This is a genomic window from Pseudomonas phenolilytica (assembly GCF_021432765.1).
Lineage (GTDB): Bacteria > Pseudomonadota > Gammaproteobacteria > Pseudomonadales > Pseudomonadaceae > Stutzerimonas > Stutzerimonas phenolilytica.
In genome coordinates this window covers 3,501,967-3,517,323 of record NZ_CP058908.1, presented here as the reverse complement: position 1 = coordinate 3,517,323, position 15,357 = coordinate 3,501,967, and the positions used below count along the sequence as shown (strand labels likewise).

15 protein-coding genes and 1 tRNA gene are annotated in these 15,357 nt (G+C 64.8%); 11 read left to right on the top strand and 5 right to left on the bottom strand.

Annotated elements, in window-relative coordinates:
* Positions 1–75 precede the first annotated feature (75 nt).
* The 3 genes from HU825_RS16705 (at position 76) to acs (ending at position 4,574) form a co-directional block, all read left to right on the top strand.
* On the top strand, positions 76–975 hold the full coding sequence (locus HU825_RS16705) for a LysR family transcriptional regulator (protein ID WP_234302501.1): 900 nt from the start codon (positions 76–78) through the stop codon (positions 973–975).
* 145 nt (positions 976–1,120) lie between these two features.
* A complete protein-coding gene (locus HU825_RS16700; RefSeq protein ID WP_234302500.1) occupies positions 1,121–2,119 on the top strand; it encodes a TRAP transporter substrate-binding protein in 999 nt (332 codons plus the stop codon).
* A 499-nt stretch (positions 2,120–2,618) separates the two neighbouring features.
* Complete coding sequence (gene acs / locus HU825_RS16695) at positions 2,619–4,574, top strand: acetate--CoA ligase (protein ID WP_234302499.1); 1,956 nt, start codon at positions 2,619–2,621, stop codon at positions 4,572–4,574.
* 10 nt (positions 4,575–4,584) lie between these two features.
* Here acs and HU825_RS16690 read toward each other — a convergent pair whose 3' ends face one another.
* From HU825_RS16690 to HU825_RS16680, 3 genes are all read right to left on the bottom strand, one after another.
* Entirely contained in the window at positions 4,585–5,718 is a 1,134-nt protein-coding gene (locus HU825_RS16690) for a mechanosensitive ion channel family protein (protein WP_138300102.1), read from the bottom strand.
* A 137-nt stretch (positions 5,719–5,855) separates the two neighbouring features.
* Positions 5,856–6,212 (bottom strand): rhodanese-like domain-containing protein, encoded by a 357-nt coding sequence (locus HU825_RS16685; protein WP_234302498.1) that lies wholly within the window; start codon positions 6,210–6,212, stop codon positions 5,856–5,858.
* Between the two features lie 35 nt (positions 6,213–6,247).
* Positions 6,248–6,442: a hypothetical protein gene (locus HU825_RS16680; protein ID WP_234303434.1), complete on the bottom strand. Its 195-nt coding sequence runs from the start codon at positions 6,440–6,442 to the stop codon at positions 6,248–6,250.
* 184 nt (positions 6,443–6,626) lie between these two features.
* Between HU825_RS16680 and HU825_RS16675 the strand changes: the two genes are divergently transcribed.
* Positions 6,627–7,067, top strand: coding sequence for a hypothetical protein (locus HU825_RS16675; RefSeq protein WP_234302497.1), 441 nt, complete (start codon positions 6,627–6,629; stop codon positions 7,065–7,067).
* A gap of 128 nt (positions 7,068–7,195) precedes the next feature.
* Entirely contained in the window at positions 7,196–8,980 is a 1,785-nt protein-coding gene (locus HU825_RS16670) for a bifunctional diguanylate cyclase/phosphodiesterase (RefSeq protein ID WP_054093225.1), read from the top strand.
* A 16-nt stretch (positions 8,981–8,996) separates the two neighbouring features.
* On the opposite strand, the gene HU825_RS16665 is transcribed toward HU825_RS16670, so the two are convergent.
* Entirely contained in the window at positions 8,997–9,863 is an 867-nt protein-coding gene (locus HU825_RS16665; protein WP_043297147.1) for a LysR family transcriptional regulator, read from the bottom strand.
* A 126-nt stretch (positions 9,864–9,989) separates the two neighbouring features.
* On the opposite strand from HU825_RS16665, the gene HU825_RS16660 reads away from it, so the two are divergent.
* Together HU825_RS16660 and HU825_RS16655 are read left to right on the top strand one after the other, a co-directional pair.
* On the top strand, positions 9,990–10,706 hold the full coding sequence (locus HU825_RS16660) for an AzlC family ABC transporter permease (protein ID WP_234302496.1): 717 nt from the start codon (positions 9,990–9,992) through the stop codon (positions 10,704–10,706).
* Entirely contained in the window at positions 10,696–11,019 is a 324-nt protein-coding gene (locus HU825_RS16655; RefSeq protein WP_234302495.1) for an AzlD family protein, read from the top strand. The genes HU825_RS16660 and HU825_RS16655 overlap by 11 nt, the downstream gene beginning before the upstream one ends.
* 70 nt (positions 11,020–11,089) lie before the next feature.
* On the opposite strand, the gene HU825_RS16650 is transcribed toward HU825_RS16655, so the two are convergent.
* A tRNA-Ser gene (locus tag HU825_RS16650) sits at positions 11,090–11,179 on the bottom strand.
* 214 nt (positions 11,180–11,393) lie between these two features.
* Here HU825_RS16650 and HU825_RS16645 point away from each other — a divergent pair.
* From HU825_RS16645 to HU825_RS16630, 4 genes are all read left to right on the top strand, one after another.
* Positions 11,394–12,680, top strand: a complete 1,287-nt coding sequence (locus HU825_RS16645) for an HD-GYP domain-containing protein (RefSeq protein WP_234302494.1) — start codon at positions 11,394–11,396, stop codon at positions 12,678–12,680.
* A 93-nt stretch (positions 12,681–12,773) separates the two neighbouring features.
* A complete protein-coding gene (locus HU825_RS16640; protein ID WP_043297144.1) occupies positions 12,774–13,466 on the top strand; it encodes a crotonase/enoyl-CoA hydratase family protein in 693 nt (230 codons plus the stop codon).
* 138 nt (positions 13,467–13,604) lie between these two features.
* Positions 13,605–14,825: an aspartate aminotransferase family protein gene (locus HU825_RS16635; RefSeq protein WP_043297143.1), complete on the top strand. Its 1,221-nt coding sequence runs from the start codon at positions 13,605–13,607 to the stop codon at positions 14,823–14,825.
* A 135-nt stretch (positions 14,826–14,960) separates the two neighbouring features.
* Entirely contained in the window at positions 14,961–15,242 is a 282-nt protein-coding gene (locus tag HU825_RS16630) for a hypothetical protein (protein WP_043297142.1), read from the top strand.
* Positions 15,243–15,357: the final 115 nt, after the last annotated feature.

Here is a 15,357-nt window from a genome sequence, read left to right as displayed (position 1 = left end):
CGGGAGACGTGGGGCCGTGGAATAGCGGCGGGAATAGGTGCATGCTTCGTCACCCGCGAATACGGAAGCTTGCCCATGCGCCGCATCGATTTCGTCACCCTTCGGCTGTTCGTCGCCATCGCCGAGACCCGTAGCCTGACCCGCGCCGCCGAGCGCGAGCATCTGGCGCTGGCAGCGGTGAGCAAGCGCGTCAGCGATCTGGAAGGGCAGCTCGGCGTCAGCCTGCTCTATCGCCAGCCCAAGGGCGTCGAGCTGACGCCGGCCGGCCACGCGCTGCTGCACCACGCGCGCAACCTGCTGGACAACCTGCAGCAGCTGGACGCTGACCTCAGCGAGTTCAGCCAGGGCGTGAAGGGCCATGTGCGCATCCACGCCAACACCTCGGCGGTGATCGAGTTCCTGCCCGAAGACCTGAGCGCCTTTGCCCGCCAGCACCCGGAAGTGAAGATCGACCTGGAGGAGCGCGTCAGCAGTGACACCCTGCGCGCCCTGCGCGAGGGGCTGACCGATATCGGCATCTTCGCCGGGCACATGCCGGCCGAGGACCTGCAGGTGTTTCCCTACCGCGAGGATCGGCTGGTGCTAGTCACGCCACGCGAGCATCCGCTGGCCGGCCGCGAATGCATTGCACTGCGCGAGGCGGCAGGCTTCGACTTCATTGGCCTGCAGCAGGACGCCTCACTGCATGCCCTGCTGCAGCAGTCCGCACAGCAGATGGGCACGCCGCTGCGCCTGCGCATTCAGGTACGCAGCTTTGAGGCGATCTGCCGGATGATCCACACCGGCATGGGCATCGGCGTGCTGCCCGAGCAGGTGGTGCGCAACTACCTGCCGGCGCTGGACGTGGCGATGGTGCCGCTGACCGATGTCTGGGCGCGGCGTGAACTGAAGCTCGGCGTGCGCAATCTGGAAAGCCTGTCGGTGACTGCCCGGCAGATGCTCGAGCACCTCACGCTTCGCGAAGGCCAGCCCTGAACGAAGCCGTTCGGCGGCGCGATCGCGTCACGGCCTTCGCCAAACGCGAAGTCGCGCTTGGCCAATTAGCAATTCAGCCCGAGGGGGCTGCGGGGTAGAGTCGGACCAGCTGCATGGCTCACACAACTACAAAACGGAGCTCTCCATGGCACGACTCACCCGTGGCATCACCCGTCTGCTCGCCGCTTCGGCGCTGTTTAGCGTCCTCGGCGCCCAGGCCGATCCGATCCTGATCAAGTTCTCCCATATCACCGCCGACAGCACGCCGAAGGGTCAGGGCGCGCTGATGTTCAAGAAGCTCGTGGAAGAGCGCCTGCCCGGCCAGGTGGAAGTGCAGGTATTCGCCAACTCCTCGCTGTACGGCGACGGCAAGGAGATGGAGGCACTGCTGATGAACGAGGTGCAGCTGCTGGCGCCGGCACCGTCGAAGCTCGAGCAGTACACCAAGCAGCTGCAGCTGTTCGACCTGATGTTCCTGTTCGACGACATGGCCGCGGCGCAGCGCTTCCAGCAGTCGGACAAGGGGCGCGCCATGCTCAAATCCATGGAGGACAAGGGCATCACCGGCCTGGCCTACTGGCTCAACGGCATGCGCCACTTCACTGCCAACAAGCCGCTGCGCGAGCCGGCCGACGCCCGCGGGCTGAAATTCCGCGTACAGCCTTCGGACCTGCAGGCCGCCCAGTACACCGCCCTGCGGGCGGTGCCGCGCAAGATGGCCTTCGCCGAGATCTACCAGGGCCTGCAGACCGGCGTGGTCAATGCCCAGGACAATCCCTGGTCGAACATCTACAGCCAGAAGTACCACGAGGTGCAGAAGTACATCACCGAGTCCGGCCACGGCATCGGCAATTACCTGCTGATCACCAACACCCAGTTCTGGAACAGCCTGCCCGCGGAGGTGCGTGGCGAGCTGGAAACCATCATCGACGAGGTCACCGTCGAGGTGAATCGCCAGGCCGAGGCGCTGAACGAGAAGGCCAAGCAGGGCGTTATCGACTCGGGCAAGAGCGAGATTCTGGTGCTGACCGACGAGCAGCGCGCCCGCTGGCGCGAGGCTGTACAACCGGCCTGGAAGAAGTATGAGGACGAGATCGGCAAGGATCTGATCGAAGCGGCTCGCGCGGCGAACCGCGAGAGCTGAGGCAGAGGGTGACGATGGTCTGTTAGACCAACGTGCAGTGTCCGTCGCTCCAGCGGCGCCGCACAATGGCCGGCATCGAATCTGCGTGATCCGATATTAAGTGTGTGCTAACCGGTTAACTGGTTGGACGGGCGGTCCTGAATGGGGTCGCCCTTTTTTTTTGCCTCGCAAAAGTCGTCTCGTCGCCGGCAGTTCCGACAGACGCCGCGACCGCCCGCGCACGCCACGCCGCCGCGTACGGTGGGGTGATTGCGCCTGTCGGCGGCGTTCTCCCGTCGAGCGCAGGGAAATGCGCGGCCGATCCACTGTCTATCCTCTAGTCATCCGCCACCGTGTGCGGTCGGTGTGCGGCGAACATGTCGTCAGGCGTTTGGTTGTCGGCTTGCCAGGATTGCGTACGCGCACTCCCGCCAGTCACTCGGGTTCGTAGGGTTCGCCTGTAGGACAGGGTTTGCACAACTTGATGAAGCGTTACCGGACCGACATGAGGTAATTCCCCATGAATGCTGCGTCACTCTATCCCGTACGGCCCGAGGCGGCCGCCCACACGCTGACCGACGAAGCCACCTACAAGGCGCTGTACCAGCAATCGGTCATCAATCCCGACGGCTTCTGGCGCGAGCAGGGCGCGCGGCTGGACTGGATCAAGCCGTTCACCGAGGTCAAACGCACCTCCTTCGACGATCACCATGTTGATATCAAATGGTTCGCCGACGGCACCCTCAACGTCGCGGCCAACTGCCTGGATCGCCATCTGGACGAGCGCGGCGATCAGGTGGCGATCATCTGGGAGGGCGATGACCCTTCCGAACACCGCGAGATCACCTACCGTGAGCTGCACCGCGAAGTCAGCAAGTTCGCCAACGCCCTGCGTGGCCAGGATGTGCATCGGGGCGACGTGGTGACCCTCTACATGCCGATGATTCCCGAGGCGGCCGTGGCGATGCTGGCCTGCGCGCGCATCGGCGCGATCCACTCGGTGGTGTTCGGTGGCTTTTCGCCGGAGGCGCTGGCGGGGCGCATCATCGACGGCCAGTCGAAAGTGGTGATCACCGCCGACGAAGGTTTGCGCGGCGGCAAGGCCGTGCCGCTGAAGGAGAACGTCGACGAGGCGCTGACCAACCCGCAGACCGGCTGCGTGCAGAAGATCATCGTGGTACGCCGGACCGGCGCCGATATCCGCTGGCACAAGCATCGCGACATCAGCTACGACGACCTCATGCGGGTGGCCGGCGAAGTCTGCGCGCCGAAGGAGATGGGCGCCGAGGAGCCGCTGTTCATCCTCTATACCTCCGGTTCCACCGGCAAACCCAAGGGCGTGCTGCACACCTGCGGCGGCTACCTGCTGTACGCCGCGCTGACTCACGAGCGGGTGTTCGACTATCGGCCCGGCGAAATCTACTGGTGCACCGCCGATATCGGCTGGATCACCGGGCACAGCTACCTGATCTACGGCCCGCTGGCCAACGGCGCGACCACGCTGATGTATGAGGGCGTGCCGAATCACCCAGACGTCACCCGCATCGCGCAGATCATCGACAAGCACAAGGTCAACATCCTCTACACGGCGCCAACGGCGATCCGCGCGATGATGGCCGAGGGCGACGCGGCGGTGCGGGGCGCCGACGGTTCCAGCCTGCGCCTGCTCGGCAGCGTCGGCGAGCCGATCAACCCCGAGGCCTGGCACTGGTACTACGAGACGGTCGGCCAGTCGCGCTGCCCGATTGTCGATACCTGGTGGCAGACCGAGACCGGCGGCATCCTCATCAGCCCGTTGCCGGGCGCCACCGCGCTCAAACCCGGCTCGGCGACGCGGCCGTTCTTCGGCGTGGTGGCGGGGCTGGTGGACAATCTCGGCAACCTGCTGGAGGGGCCGGCGGAGGGCAATCTGGTGATCCTCGATTCCTGGCCGGGCCAGATGCGCACCATCTACAAGGATCACGACCGTTTCGTCGACACCTACTTCAAGACTTTCCGCGGCATGTACTTCACCGGCGACGGGGCGCGACGCGACGAGGATGGCTACTACTGGATCACCGGGCGGGTGGATGACGTGCTCAACGTCTCCGGCCATCGCATGGGTACGGCGGAAATCGAGAGCGCCCTGGTCGCTCACCCGAACGTCGCCGAGGCAGCGGTGGTGGGGGTGCCGCATGCGCTCAAGGGGCAGGGCATCTACGTCTTTGTGACCTTGGTGGCAGGCGTCGAGCCGAGCGACCGGTTGCGTCAGGAGCTGCAGCAGTGGGTGCGCCGGCAGATCGGCCCGATTGCGGTGCCGGACACGATCCAGTGGGCGCCCGGGTTGCCGAAGACGCGCTCGGGCAAGATCATGCGCCGCCTGCTGCGCAAGATCGCCACGCAGGACTACGACAGCCTGGGCGATACCTCGACGCTGGCCGATCCGGCAGTGGTGCAGCAGCTGGTGGATGCGAACCGGGCGATGCACCGCGGCTGAGCCGCCGGCCTCAGCGGCCGGGCGCCAGCCGCGGCCCGGCCTGCTCGCGCGTCGGGCTTGCGTCCGCGTGCCCGGCTGCGAGCCCGGCAACGCTCAGTTCCGGGAAGCTGCCGCCGATGAATTCGATCCGGCGGGTCGGGTGGGCGAAGTCCACTTCCAGCTCCTTCAGACCGTCGAGGAGCGCGAGATTGATCTCCTGCTGCACGTCCATGTACTTGTTGTAGTCGGACGTCTGCATGATGTAGACGACCTCGAACGTCAGCTGGCTTTCGTCGAAGGAGAGGAAGTGCGCGCGGTCGAACTTGACGTTCTCCAGCCCCTCGATGATGCGCCGCACCAGCGCGCTCACCTCGCGAACCTTGGCCGACGGTGTCCTGTAGGAGATGCCGAACTTGAAGACGATGCGGCGGGTGTTCATGCGCTTGTAGTTGTGCAGGATCTGCTTGAGCAGGTCGGCGTTGGCGCACACCACCTGCTCGCCGCTCAGGCTGCGGATGCGCGTGGTCTTCAGGCCGATGTGCTCGATGGTGCCGGCCACCTCGCCGAACACCACGAAGTCGCCGATCTCGAACGGCTTGTCGATGCCGATCGACAGCGAGGCGAAGATGTCGCTGAGCAGCGTTTGTACGGCCAGCGCGATGGCGATGCCGCCGACGCCGAGGCTGGCGACCATCGCCGTGATGTTCACGCCCAGGTTGGCGAGGATCGACAGCAGCATCATGGTCCACACCACCAGGCGCAGCATGATGCCGATGATGGTGGTGGTCACCGGATTGCGCGCCTTGCCGTCACGGGTCAGGCTCTCCATCCACAGGCGCACCGCGGTGTCCAGCCACAGGGCGATCTGGAACGCCAGGGCGACGAACCAGCCGTGGGACATCGCCGATTCCCAACGCTCGGGCAGCTCCACCACCTTCAGGCCGATCAGCAGCGAGAAGGCGAGAATCAGCAGACTGCTGGTGTTCTCCAGCATCTGCGCGGCGATCCCGGCAAAGCCGCTGCGCGAACCGTTGAGCATGCGCTTCAGGCGGTTGGTGACCAGTTTCAGGATGGCGCGCAGCAGTACGTAGCTGACCACGGTGATGGCAGCGACGATGGCGATGTTGACCCACAGGGTTTCGTCCAGCAGAACGTCCCACTTCATTGATTCGAATCCTCCACGGCGACGGCGCGCACCGGATGGCGCGCGGGCAAAGGGCTACGGTTTTCAGTAGCCCCTGTCGCCGAGAAGTTCCCCTTGGCGCGGGAGGCGGGTGCGGCGAGCGGGCGCTGCGTGGCGAATCAGTCGAGCGGCAGCAGCGGCAGCAAATCTTCGTAGCCGCCGCCATTGATGACGTTGCGATAGCCCAGCGCCTGCAGTTCGTCCTGCGCCACCGATGAGCGGCGTCCGCTGCGGCAGTAGAGCACCACGGTGGTGTCCTTGTCGGGCGCAACCTCGGCGATGCTGGCGGCCAGCGCGGATTCCTCGATGTTGATGGCGCCCGGGATCGAGCCTTCGGCAAATTCCTCGCTGCTGCGCACGTCGATCAACAGCGTGTCCGGCATCTGCAAGGCCTGGACTGCGGCCGGGCGGTCGATTTCGCCGGCCACGGCCGGAAGGCTCAGCGAAAGGGTGAGAAGGAGGGGTAACAGGCGCATGGCGGAGTCCTCGTGCTGACTTCCCGCCGCGTACCTCAGCCGAACAGCCGGGTGAGGTTGGGCAGGATCAATATCACCGCAGTGGCGACGAGGATCAGTGTGGCCTGCCGGAACTTTTTCTGCTTGAACATCGTGTGGCCTTCTTCTTGTTCTGAATGCGCCGCGTCGCGCTCGACATGCGCCAGCCGGTGCGAAGCGCAGGTGGCTGGCAGGTCTTTAGCGGCAATCATCGTGGCGTCATTTTCTCTATGCGATGCGCGCTCAGCATGGTGCGAACGTCACGGTTCGCAACATCGACTCCGGTTGGCGGGTTCGCAGCAAGTTCCGTACCGCGTGCAGCTGGCGAACGGTGCAGCGCGCGCCGTTTGCCTGTTGTCCAACGGCAACAGCACAGCCACCCGTGGAGGCATCACCATGAAGATTCATCCGCTTTCGCTGTTCCTGCTGAGCGTCGTGGCAATACCGCCGGCGCAGGCACAAAACGTCCCGCCCCTTGAGGAACAACGTCAGCGCAGCGGCATGGAAATGCGCGAAGAGCGCCAGCGCAGTGGGGTGGAGATGCAGCGCCAGCGCCAGCAGCTCGACCAGGACATCGACTCCTCCGGCGCGCCGGCCGGCGATGCCACCGCGCCGGATCGTCCCGCCAGCGATGTGCGCCGCGCGCCGCGCGTACCGCGACTCGACGACCCGGCCAGCGGCGATCCACGCGACGAACGGCCGGTCGCGCCAGACCGGCCCGCCACCACGCCGACCCCGATTCCGCCCTCCAACGGTGCCACGGGTGGAATGGGAACAGGTGGCGGTAACGGCGCGACCCAAGGCGGGCCGACCGGCGGTGGTGCGGCGCGACCGTAACCTGCCATGGCTGGCTGGCGAGAACTGTGTGATTGCAATTTGCCAGCTTGTCATCAGATTGCAACGTCGAGGGCTTGGAATACGCTGCGCCGTCATGCGCGGCGTCTTCCAAGCCATAGAGAACCTCCATGACCGTCACCGAGCAGTTGGGCACACTCGACCGCATTCTTGCCCACGGCGACATCACCACGCTGTTTCAGCCCATCGTGTCGCTGTCCGAACGCCGCGTGCTGGGCTACGAGGCGCTGAGCCGCGGGCCGTCCAACAGCGCCCTGCACTCGCCGATCAACCTGCTGGCGGCGGCCCGTCACGCCGGGCGTCTGGATGCGCTGGAGGTGAGTTTTCGGCAGAGCGCCTGCCGGCGTTTCCGCGAGGGCGCGCTGCCGGGCAAGTTGTTCCTCAATGCCTCTCCGGATTCGCTGCTCGACGATGAGCATCGCGCCGGACGCACGCTGGCACTGCTGCAGACCTACGGAATTCCCGCCAGCCAGGTGGTGATCGAGCTCACCGAGCAGACGCCCACCGAGGATTTCGACGTCCTGCATGCCGCCCTGCACCACTATCGGGCGATGGGCTTTCTGATCGCGCTGGACGATCTCGGCGCGGGTTATTCGAGTCTGCGTTTGTGGTCTGAGCTGCGCCCCGACTACGTGAAGATCGATCGTTACTTCATCGATGGCATCCATCAGGACCGGCTCAAGCGCGAATTCGTCGAGTCGATCCTGCGCATCGCGCGTGCTTCGAAGGCGGAGGTGATCGCCGAAGGCATCGAGCTGCCCGAAGAACTCGCCGTGCTGACGGAGATGGGCGTCGATCTGGTGCAGGGCTATCTGCTGGGACGTCCGCAGGAGCGGCCGTTGCTCGATGCCGAGGAGGTGTTGCCCTCGGCGATTGCCGCGGCCGCCGAGTCGCAGGAGAACGCTTCGCCGCTGGCACCGCTGTTGATCGAGCAGCAGGCGATCGGCGCCGAACGGCAGATCGCCGAGCTGCTGGAGATCTTCCGCCTGCAGCCGAGCCTCGGCTCTCTCGCCGTGCTGGACGATGCACAGCGCCCGGTCGGCATCGTGCATCGGCATCTGATTTCCGATGCGCTGCTCAAGCCGTTCGCCACCGAGCTGCTGGCGCGCAAGCCGGTCAGCCGCCTGATGAGCACCGATTACCTGTCGGTGGAAATCAGCCAGTCGCTGCAGCAGGTCAGCCGCCTGTTGACCAGCCGCGCACGCCAGCGCGTCGACGAGGATTTCATCATTACCCTCGACGGCCGCTACCAGGGGCTCGGGCGCGTGATGGACCTGCTCAAGCTGATCACCGAAATGAAGATTCAGCAGGCGCGGCATGCCAACCCACTGACGCTGCTGCCGGGCAACGTGCCGATCCAGCAGAGCCTGTCGCGGCTGTTGCAGCAGCACTGTGCGGCAGCGATCTGCTACGTGGATGTCGACAACTTCAAGCCCTTCAACGACCTCTACGGGTATGCCAAGGGCGACGAGGTGCTCTTGTGCCTGGCGCAGTGCCTCAACGATGCGATCGACCCGGCCAGCGAGTTCATCGGGCATATCGGCGGTGACGATTTCATGCTGGTGCTGCGCTGCGACGACTGGCATGCGCGGCTTGAGTGCCTGTTCGCTCATTTCGAGCAGCGGGTACGTCAGTTCTACCGTGCCGATCATCTGGCCGAAGGCTGCTTCGTCGCTGAGGATCGGGCCGGTCAACCGGAGCGCTACCCACTGCTGTCGCTCTCGATCGGCGTGGTGCTGCTGGACGGTGAGCAACCGCACGGGCTGGACGCCGGCAGTCTTGCCGCGCTTGCCTCGGACGCCAAGCGCGCGGCGAAGAAGCAGGCCGGCTACAGCCTGCATCGCCTTACCCCGCAGGCCGTGCGGGCCGCTGGCGCGGCGGCGATGGTTTCGTAGGTGGCGGGCGAGGCGCTCAGACCGGTGAGAGCCGCAGCGTCTTGATCAGCAGATCATGCAGGCTGTCCACGGCTTTGGCGCCGTGCGAGGCCCGGCTGCGGTAAACCGCGACTTCCATCGGCTCCAGCGGCCCCAGACCCTCGTCGCGGCCAAGTATCCGCAGGTGTGCCGGCGCGCTGCACTGGGTCAGTACCGCGACGGCCAGTCCGCTCTCGACGGCGGCGATCTGCCCGGCCAGGCTGGAGCTGTTGTACACGACCTTGTAGCGGCGGCCCTGCAACGCCAGGGAGTGGATGGCGCTGCGCCTGGCCAGGCTGGCGTCTTCGTAGACGGCGATGGGCAGCGGATCGCGTCGCCAGAGCTGGAACGAGTCGGCGCCGACCCACACCATCGGTTCATGAAACAGCAGCGTGCCGTGCCGCGGGTGATCCCGCGAGACCAGCGCCAGATCGAGGTCGCCGCGCTCGACGCGCGGAATCAGTGCGGTCGACTGCTCGCAGATCAGCTCGATTTCCACCGCGCCGTGATGCGGCGCAAAGCGTCTGAGCACGGGCGTCAGGTAGCGCGCGGCATAGTCATCCGGCACGCCGAGGCGGATGCGCCCGGTCAGCTCCTCACCATGAAAGGCCGCCTGCGCCTGGCCGTGCACGTCGAGCATGCGGCGCGCGTAGCCCAGCAGCAGTTGCCCCTGCGGCGTGAGCTGGTGCTGCCGCGGCCCGCGCAGCAACAGTTGGCAGCCCAGGGCTGCTTCCAGTTTCTTGAGCTGCATGCTGATTGCCGACTGGGAACGGTGCACCTGCGGCGCGGCGGCCGATAGCGAGCCGGCATCCACCACGGCCACGAAGCATTTCAGCCAGTCGATCTGCAGGTCCTGATGATTCATCGGTACGCCTATCTATTTGAAAAGCGAATGGCTTGTAGCTGAAGTATGCGGTTCTCTTGCCAAATCTCCGAATGCATAGTGATCGGTACCTCTGAGCGCCAGCGCAGAGCAACCGGAGATTGCGTGATGTTCGAAGCCGATACCAATCTGCATGAGTTCGACCGGCGAATGGTCTGGACCGGTTTCCGCCAGCTCGTGCCGCTGGCGTTTTTCGTCACCTTGTTCGGGGCTGCCTTCGGACTCGCTGCGGTACAGGCGGGGCTGGAGGATTCGACCATCATCGCCATGAGCACGCTGGTGTTCGCCGGCGCTTCGCAGTTCGCCACGCTGGAACTGTGGGGCCCGCAGGTGCCGCTGTTGACGCTGGTGATCACGGTGTTCGCGATCAATGCTCGCCATCTGCTGATGGGCGCGACGCTTTATCCGTGGCTGCGCCAGCTGCCACCGGGCAAGCGCTACGCGGTGATGCTGGTGGCGTCCGATGCCAACTGGGCGATGTCGCTGCAGGCATTCAACCGGGGCAAGCCCGGTATCGGCTTGCTGCTGGGCGGCGGCATCGCGCTGTGGTCATTCTGGGTCGTGGGTACCTGGTTGGGCGTGCAGTTCGGTGGCGCCATCCAGGAGCCCAGACAGCTGGGGCTGGACATGGTGATGGGCTGCTTCCTGCTGGCGATGGTGGTGGGTGGCGAGAAGAATCTGCGCACGCTGGCGATCTGGAGCGTCGCCGCTTGCGCATCGTTGCTGGCCTATCGGTACCTGCCGGAGAACACGCACGTCGTCGTGGGCGCGCTGGCGGGTGGCGGTGCCGGGCTGTTCTGGGCGGAGAAAACCAATGAGCGTTGAAACCGCCGGCCTTGGCGCGCTGATTCTGGTGCTGGTCATGGCCGGCGTAACCCTGGCGACCCGCTGGGGCGGCGTGTACGTGATGTCGTTCGTGCCGCTGGGTGCGCGGGTTCGGCGCTTCATCAGTGCCATGTCCGGCTCGGTACTGGTGGCGCTGCTGGCGCCGCTGGCGCTGGAAGGGGATCTCGGCGCACGGCTGGCCTTGCTGGCGACCGCCGCGGTCATGCTGATGGTGAAAAAACCGCTGCCGGCGATCGCCGTTGGCATTCTGGTCGCGGCGCTGGTCAGGCAGTTGGGAAATGGCGCGGTTTAGCGCCTACAGCGGAGGATAAAAAGCAAAAAGCCCCGAAAAACTTATTTTTCAGGGCTTTAGCTTTATGGTCTGGCGGTGAGGGAGGGATTCGAACCCTCGATACGATTTCTCGTATACACACTTTCCAGGCGTGCTCCTTCAACCGCTCGGACACCTCACCGGATCTCGACGGCATGCTGTCCGTCGAGGCGCGCTAATTTAGCCGAACAGTATTCAGATGGCAAAAACTTTTTTCAGTTTTTTCATGCGTTTAAGCAGCAGCTTCGGTGTCGGGAAAGTTGCGATGGAGCGGTACCGGCCGTCTGGTTTACTGTCGCCCTCGCTGCGTTTCAGCTATGTCAGGGGTGGGATGCAGGGGAGCCAGGAGCGGTCAGGTGAAGTTTTTCGAGAACAAGCGCAGGCATCGCGATTTCGTCCATGTGCCCACCCGGCGGCGGCTTCCGGTCGGTCAGCTGGAGTTAGGCATGTATGTCTGCGAACTTGACCGCCCGTGGCGCGAGACGGATTTCCTGTTCCAAGGCTTTGCCCTGCGTGAGGCGGAACAGCTTCGCCTGTTGCGTGAGCGCTGCGAGCATGTCTATGTCGACGATACCCGCTACGTGCCACTGGATGACGGTGGTCCAGGCGGGCTATCCGCTGCGCCCGGCCGAGTGCAGCGCAGCGCAGCGAGCACGCCGCTTTCGCAGGAGGTCGAGCGCGCTCACGAGGCCTTCCATGCGGGTGCGCAACTGATCGATCAGGTACTGGCCAGCGTGCAGCTGGGGCGACCGATCGACACCAAGGCGTGCCATGTGGTGGTCCGGCGCAACCTGGAAAGCATGCTGCGCAACGAGAGTGCGATGCTCTGGCTGACCCGCTTGAAGACGCAGGATCTGTACACCAGCCTGCATTGCCTGTCGGTCTCGATCCTGGCAATGGGATTCGGCAAGCACCTCGGGCTGCCGGATGCCAGGATCGAGCTGCTCGGCATGGCCGGGCTGCTACACGATGTCGGCAAGATGAAGATCGATCCGCAGGTGCTGAACAAGCCGGGAAAGCTCACCGCCGAGGAGTTCGAGCACATCAAGCAGCACCCGTCGTTCGGCTATCAGGCTCTGTGCGTGCAATCGGACATTCCGGGGGCGGCGTTGCAGGCGGCCTACGGTCACCACGAGCGGCTGGATGGCGGTGGCTACCCGCAGGGGCTCGATCGCAATCAGATCCCTTTCATCACGCGCGTGGTGACCATCGTCGACACCTTCGATGCGATCACCAGCCACCGGGTCTATGACCACGCCCGGCCGATCCAGGCTGCCTACGATGTCCTGCGCGGTGGCAGCGACCGGCATTTCGATGACCGTCTGGTGGATGAATTCATTCGCTGGCTGGGGGTTTTCCCGGTTGGTTCGCTGGTGGAGCTGCACACCGGCGAGGTCGCGCTGGTGCTGGAGCGACATCTGCAACTGCAGCTGCGGCCGAAGGTCGTGGTGCTGCGTGATGCGCAGAAGAATCCCTGCGTGCCCCGCTACCTGGACCTGGCGCGTATCACCGTGGATGCCGAGGGTACGCCTTACCGGATCGGCAATGGCCTGGCTGACGGCGCGTACGGCGTGTTCATCGCCGATGCGCAGGTACAGGCCATCCTGCATCCCGAATCGCTGGCTGAACTCGAGCTCGGATAGCGGCACGTCGGTGACCGTTCGGTCAGCCTTGGCGCTTTACCGGGGCGGTGGCGGTGGGTAACGTCTGCGCACTTCAAGAACAAGGAATTCGCCATGAGTGAGCTGATTTCGTACCAGATCGAAGACGGCATCGCGACGCTGACCCTCGCTAACGGCAAGGTCAACGCGCTGTCGCCCGCCATGTTCGATGAGCTGAATGCTGCACTGGACCGCGCCGAGCAGGATCGCGCCGTGGTGATTCTGACCGGGCAGCCGGGCATCCTGTCCGGCGGCTACGACCTCAAGGTGATGACTTCCGGGCCGCAGAACGCGATGGCCCTGGTCGCGACCGGATCGCGCTTCACCCGCCGGATGTTGGCTCACCCGTTCCCGATCATCGTTGCCTGTCCGGGGCACGCCATCGCCAAAGGGGCGTTTCTGCTGCTGGCGGCCGATTACCGTATCGGCGCCGAGGGGGCCTTCAATATCGGGCTCAACGAAGTGCAGATCGGTATGACGATGCACCATGCCGGTATCGAACTGGCGCGCGATCGGCTGGACAAGGCGGCATTCCAGCGCTCGGTGATCAACGGTGAGCTGTTCGACCCGCTGGGCGCCTTGCAGGCCGGCTTCCTCGACCGTGTGGTGCCGGTGGGTGAAGTCATGGCGGTGGCCAAGGCCGCTGCGCTGCAACTGAAGAAGATCAACATGGTTGCGCACCGCAATACCAAGCTGAAGGTCCGCAAGGCGCTGCTCGAAGCGCTCGATCAGGCAATCGAGCTGGACCAGCAGCATTTCGCCTTGTAAGCGGCTGCGTTGCGGTGCGAGAAATTTTCTCGCGACCGCGCAATCACGGTGATCCTGCGTTTACACTGCGCCTGTAACGCCCCGCCGCTGGCGGGGCGTTTTCATTTCCTATCCGTGTCGCCTCGCAGGAGAGCCCCGATGTCCGCCCCGCATACCCCGGTAGAACGCGCCGATTTCGACCAGGTCATTGTTCCCACCTTCGCCCCCGCGGCCTTCGTGCCGGTCCGCGGCCTGGGTTCGCGAGTATGGGATCAGAACGGTCGAGAACTGGTGGACTTCGCCGGCGGTATCGCGGTCAATGCCCTGGGCCATGCGCATCCGGCCCTGGTGGCGGCGCTGACCGAGCAAGCGGGCAAGCTCTGGCACGTCTCTAACATCTATACCAACGAACCGGCGTTGCGCCTGGCGAAGAAGCTGGTTGCCGCGACCTTCGCCGACCGCGCGTTCTTCTGCAATTCCGGCGCCGAGGCGAACGAGGCCGCGTTCAAGCTGGCACGCCGCTACGCTCATGATGTTTACGGTCCGCAGAAGTTCGAGATCATCTCGGCGGTCAACAGTTTCCACGGACGTACGCTGTTCACCGTCACCGTGGGCGGCCAGGCGAAATATTCCGATGGCTTCGGGCCGAAGATCGAGGGCATCACCCATGTGCCCTACAACGATCTCGCCGCGCTGAAGGCCGCGATCTCCGACAAGACCTGTGCGGTGGTGCTGGAGCCGATCCAGGGCGAGAGTGGCATTCTGCCGGCGGAGCAGGCCTATCTGGAGGGTGCGCGCCAGCTGTGCGACCAGCACAACGCGCTGCTGATCTTCGACGAAGTGCAGACCGGCATGGGCCGCACCGGCAAACTGTTCGACTACATGCACTACGGCGTCACGCCGGACGTGCTGACCAATGCCAAGAGTCTGGGCGGCGGCTTCCCGATCGGCGTCATGCTGACCACCAACGAGGCGGCGGCGCACTTGAGCGTCGGCACCCACGGCACCACCTACGGCGGCAATCCGCTGGCCTGCGCGGTGGCGGAGACGGTGGTGGACATCGTCAACACGCCGGAAGTGCTCGACGGGGTCAAGGCGCGGCACGAGCGCTTCAAGGCCCGGCTGCTGCAGCTCGGCGAGCGCTACGGTGTGTTCAGCCAGGTGCGCGGCCGCGGTCTGCTGATCGGCTGCGTATTGAGCGAGGCGTGGAAGGGCAAGGCGGGAGCCTTCTGTGCGGCGGCGGAAAAGCAGGCCCTGATGGTGCTGCAGGCCGGCCCGGACGTGGTGCGCCTGGCGCCTAGCCTGGTGATCGAGGATGCCGACATCGACGAAGGGCTGGAGCGGTTCGAGCGGGCGATCGCCGCGCTGGTCCAGGCCTGAACGATTTCTGGATGCAGGCAGAGTGAAAGGGACTGGCGCTTTTCATGGCCGGTCCGCTGGATCGGGGCCTGCCGTCATCAGCTGAACGCCGGCAGCGATGCCGGCGATTTTTTTAACGAACGAGAGTATTTGCAAATGAGCGATAGCCTGCGACTGGTTCTGGAAGATGTCGACGGAACCCAGCTGGAAACATCCTGCACCCGCTTTGCGGTGATCTGGCAAGGCCGTGAGGTGTGGATTCAACAGGTCGGCAACAACCAGCTGATGATCGGGGTGGACGTGGAGGAGGGCGATACCGAGTACGCCAACCTGCTGCTGCGTCCGCTAGCGACCAATCTGGTCAGTCTGGAGCTGGAGATGGAGCCGATCGAGGAGGGTGACGAAGGCCACGTCCACGGTCCCGACTGCAATCACTGAGCTGCATGCCTGCGTGCGCCGCGCAAGAACAGCCGCCTCGCGAGGAAGTAGCTGACGCGGCAGCACACCCGGTGCGTCGACAGCACCGGGGGGTGCGCGTGCGTCGTCCTGCTGT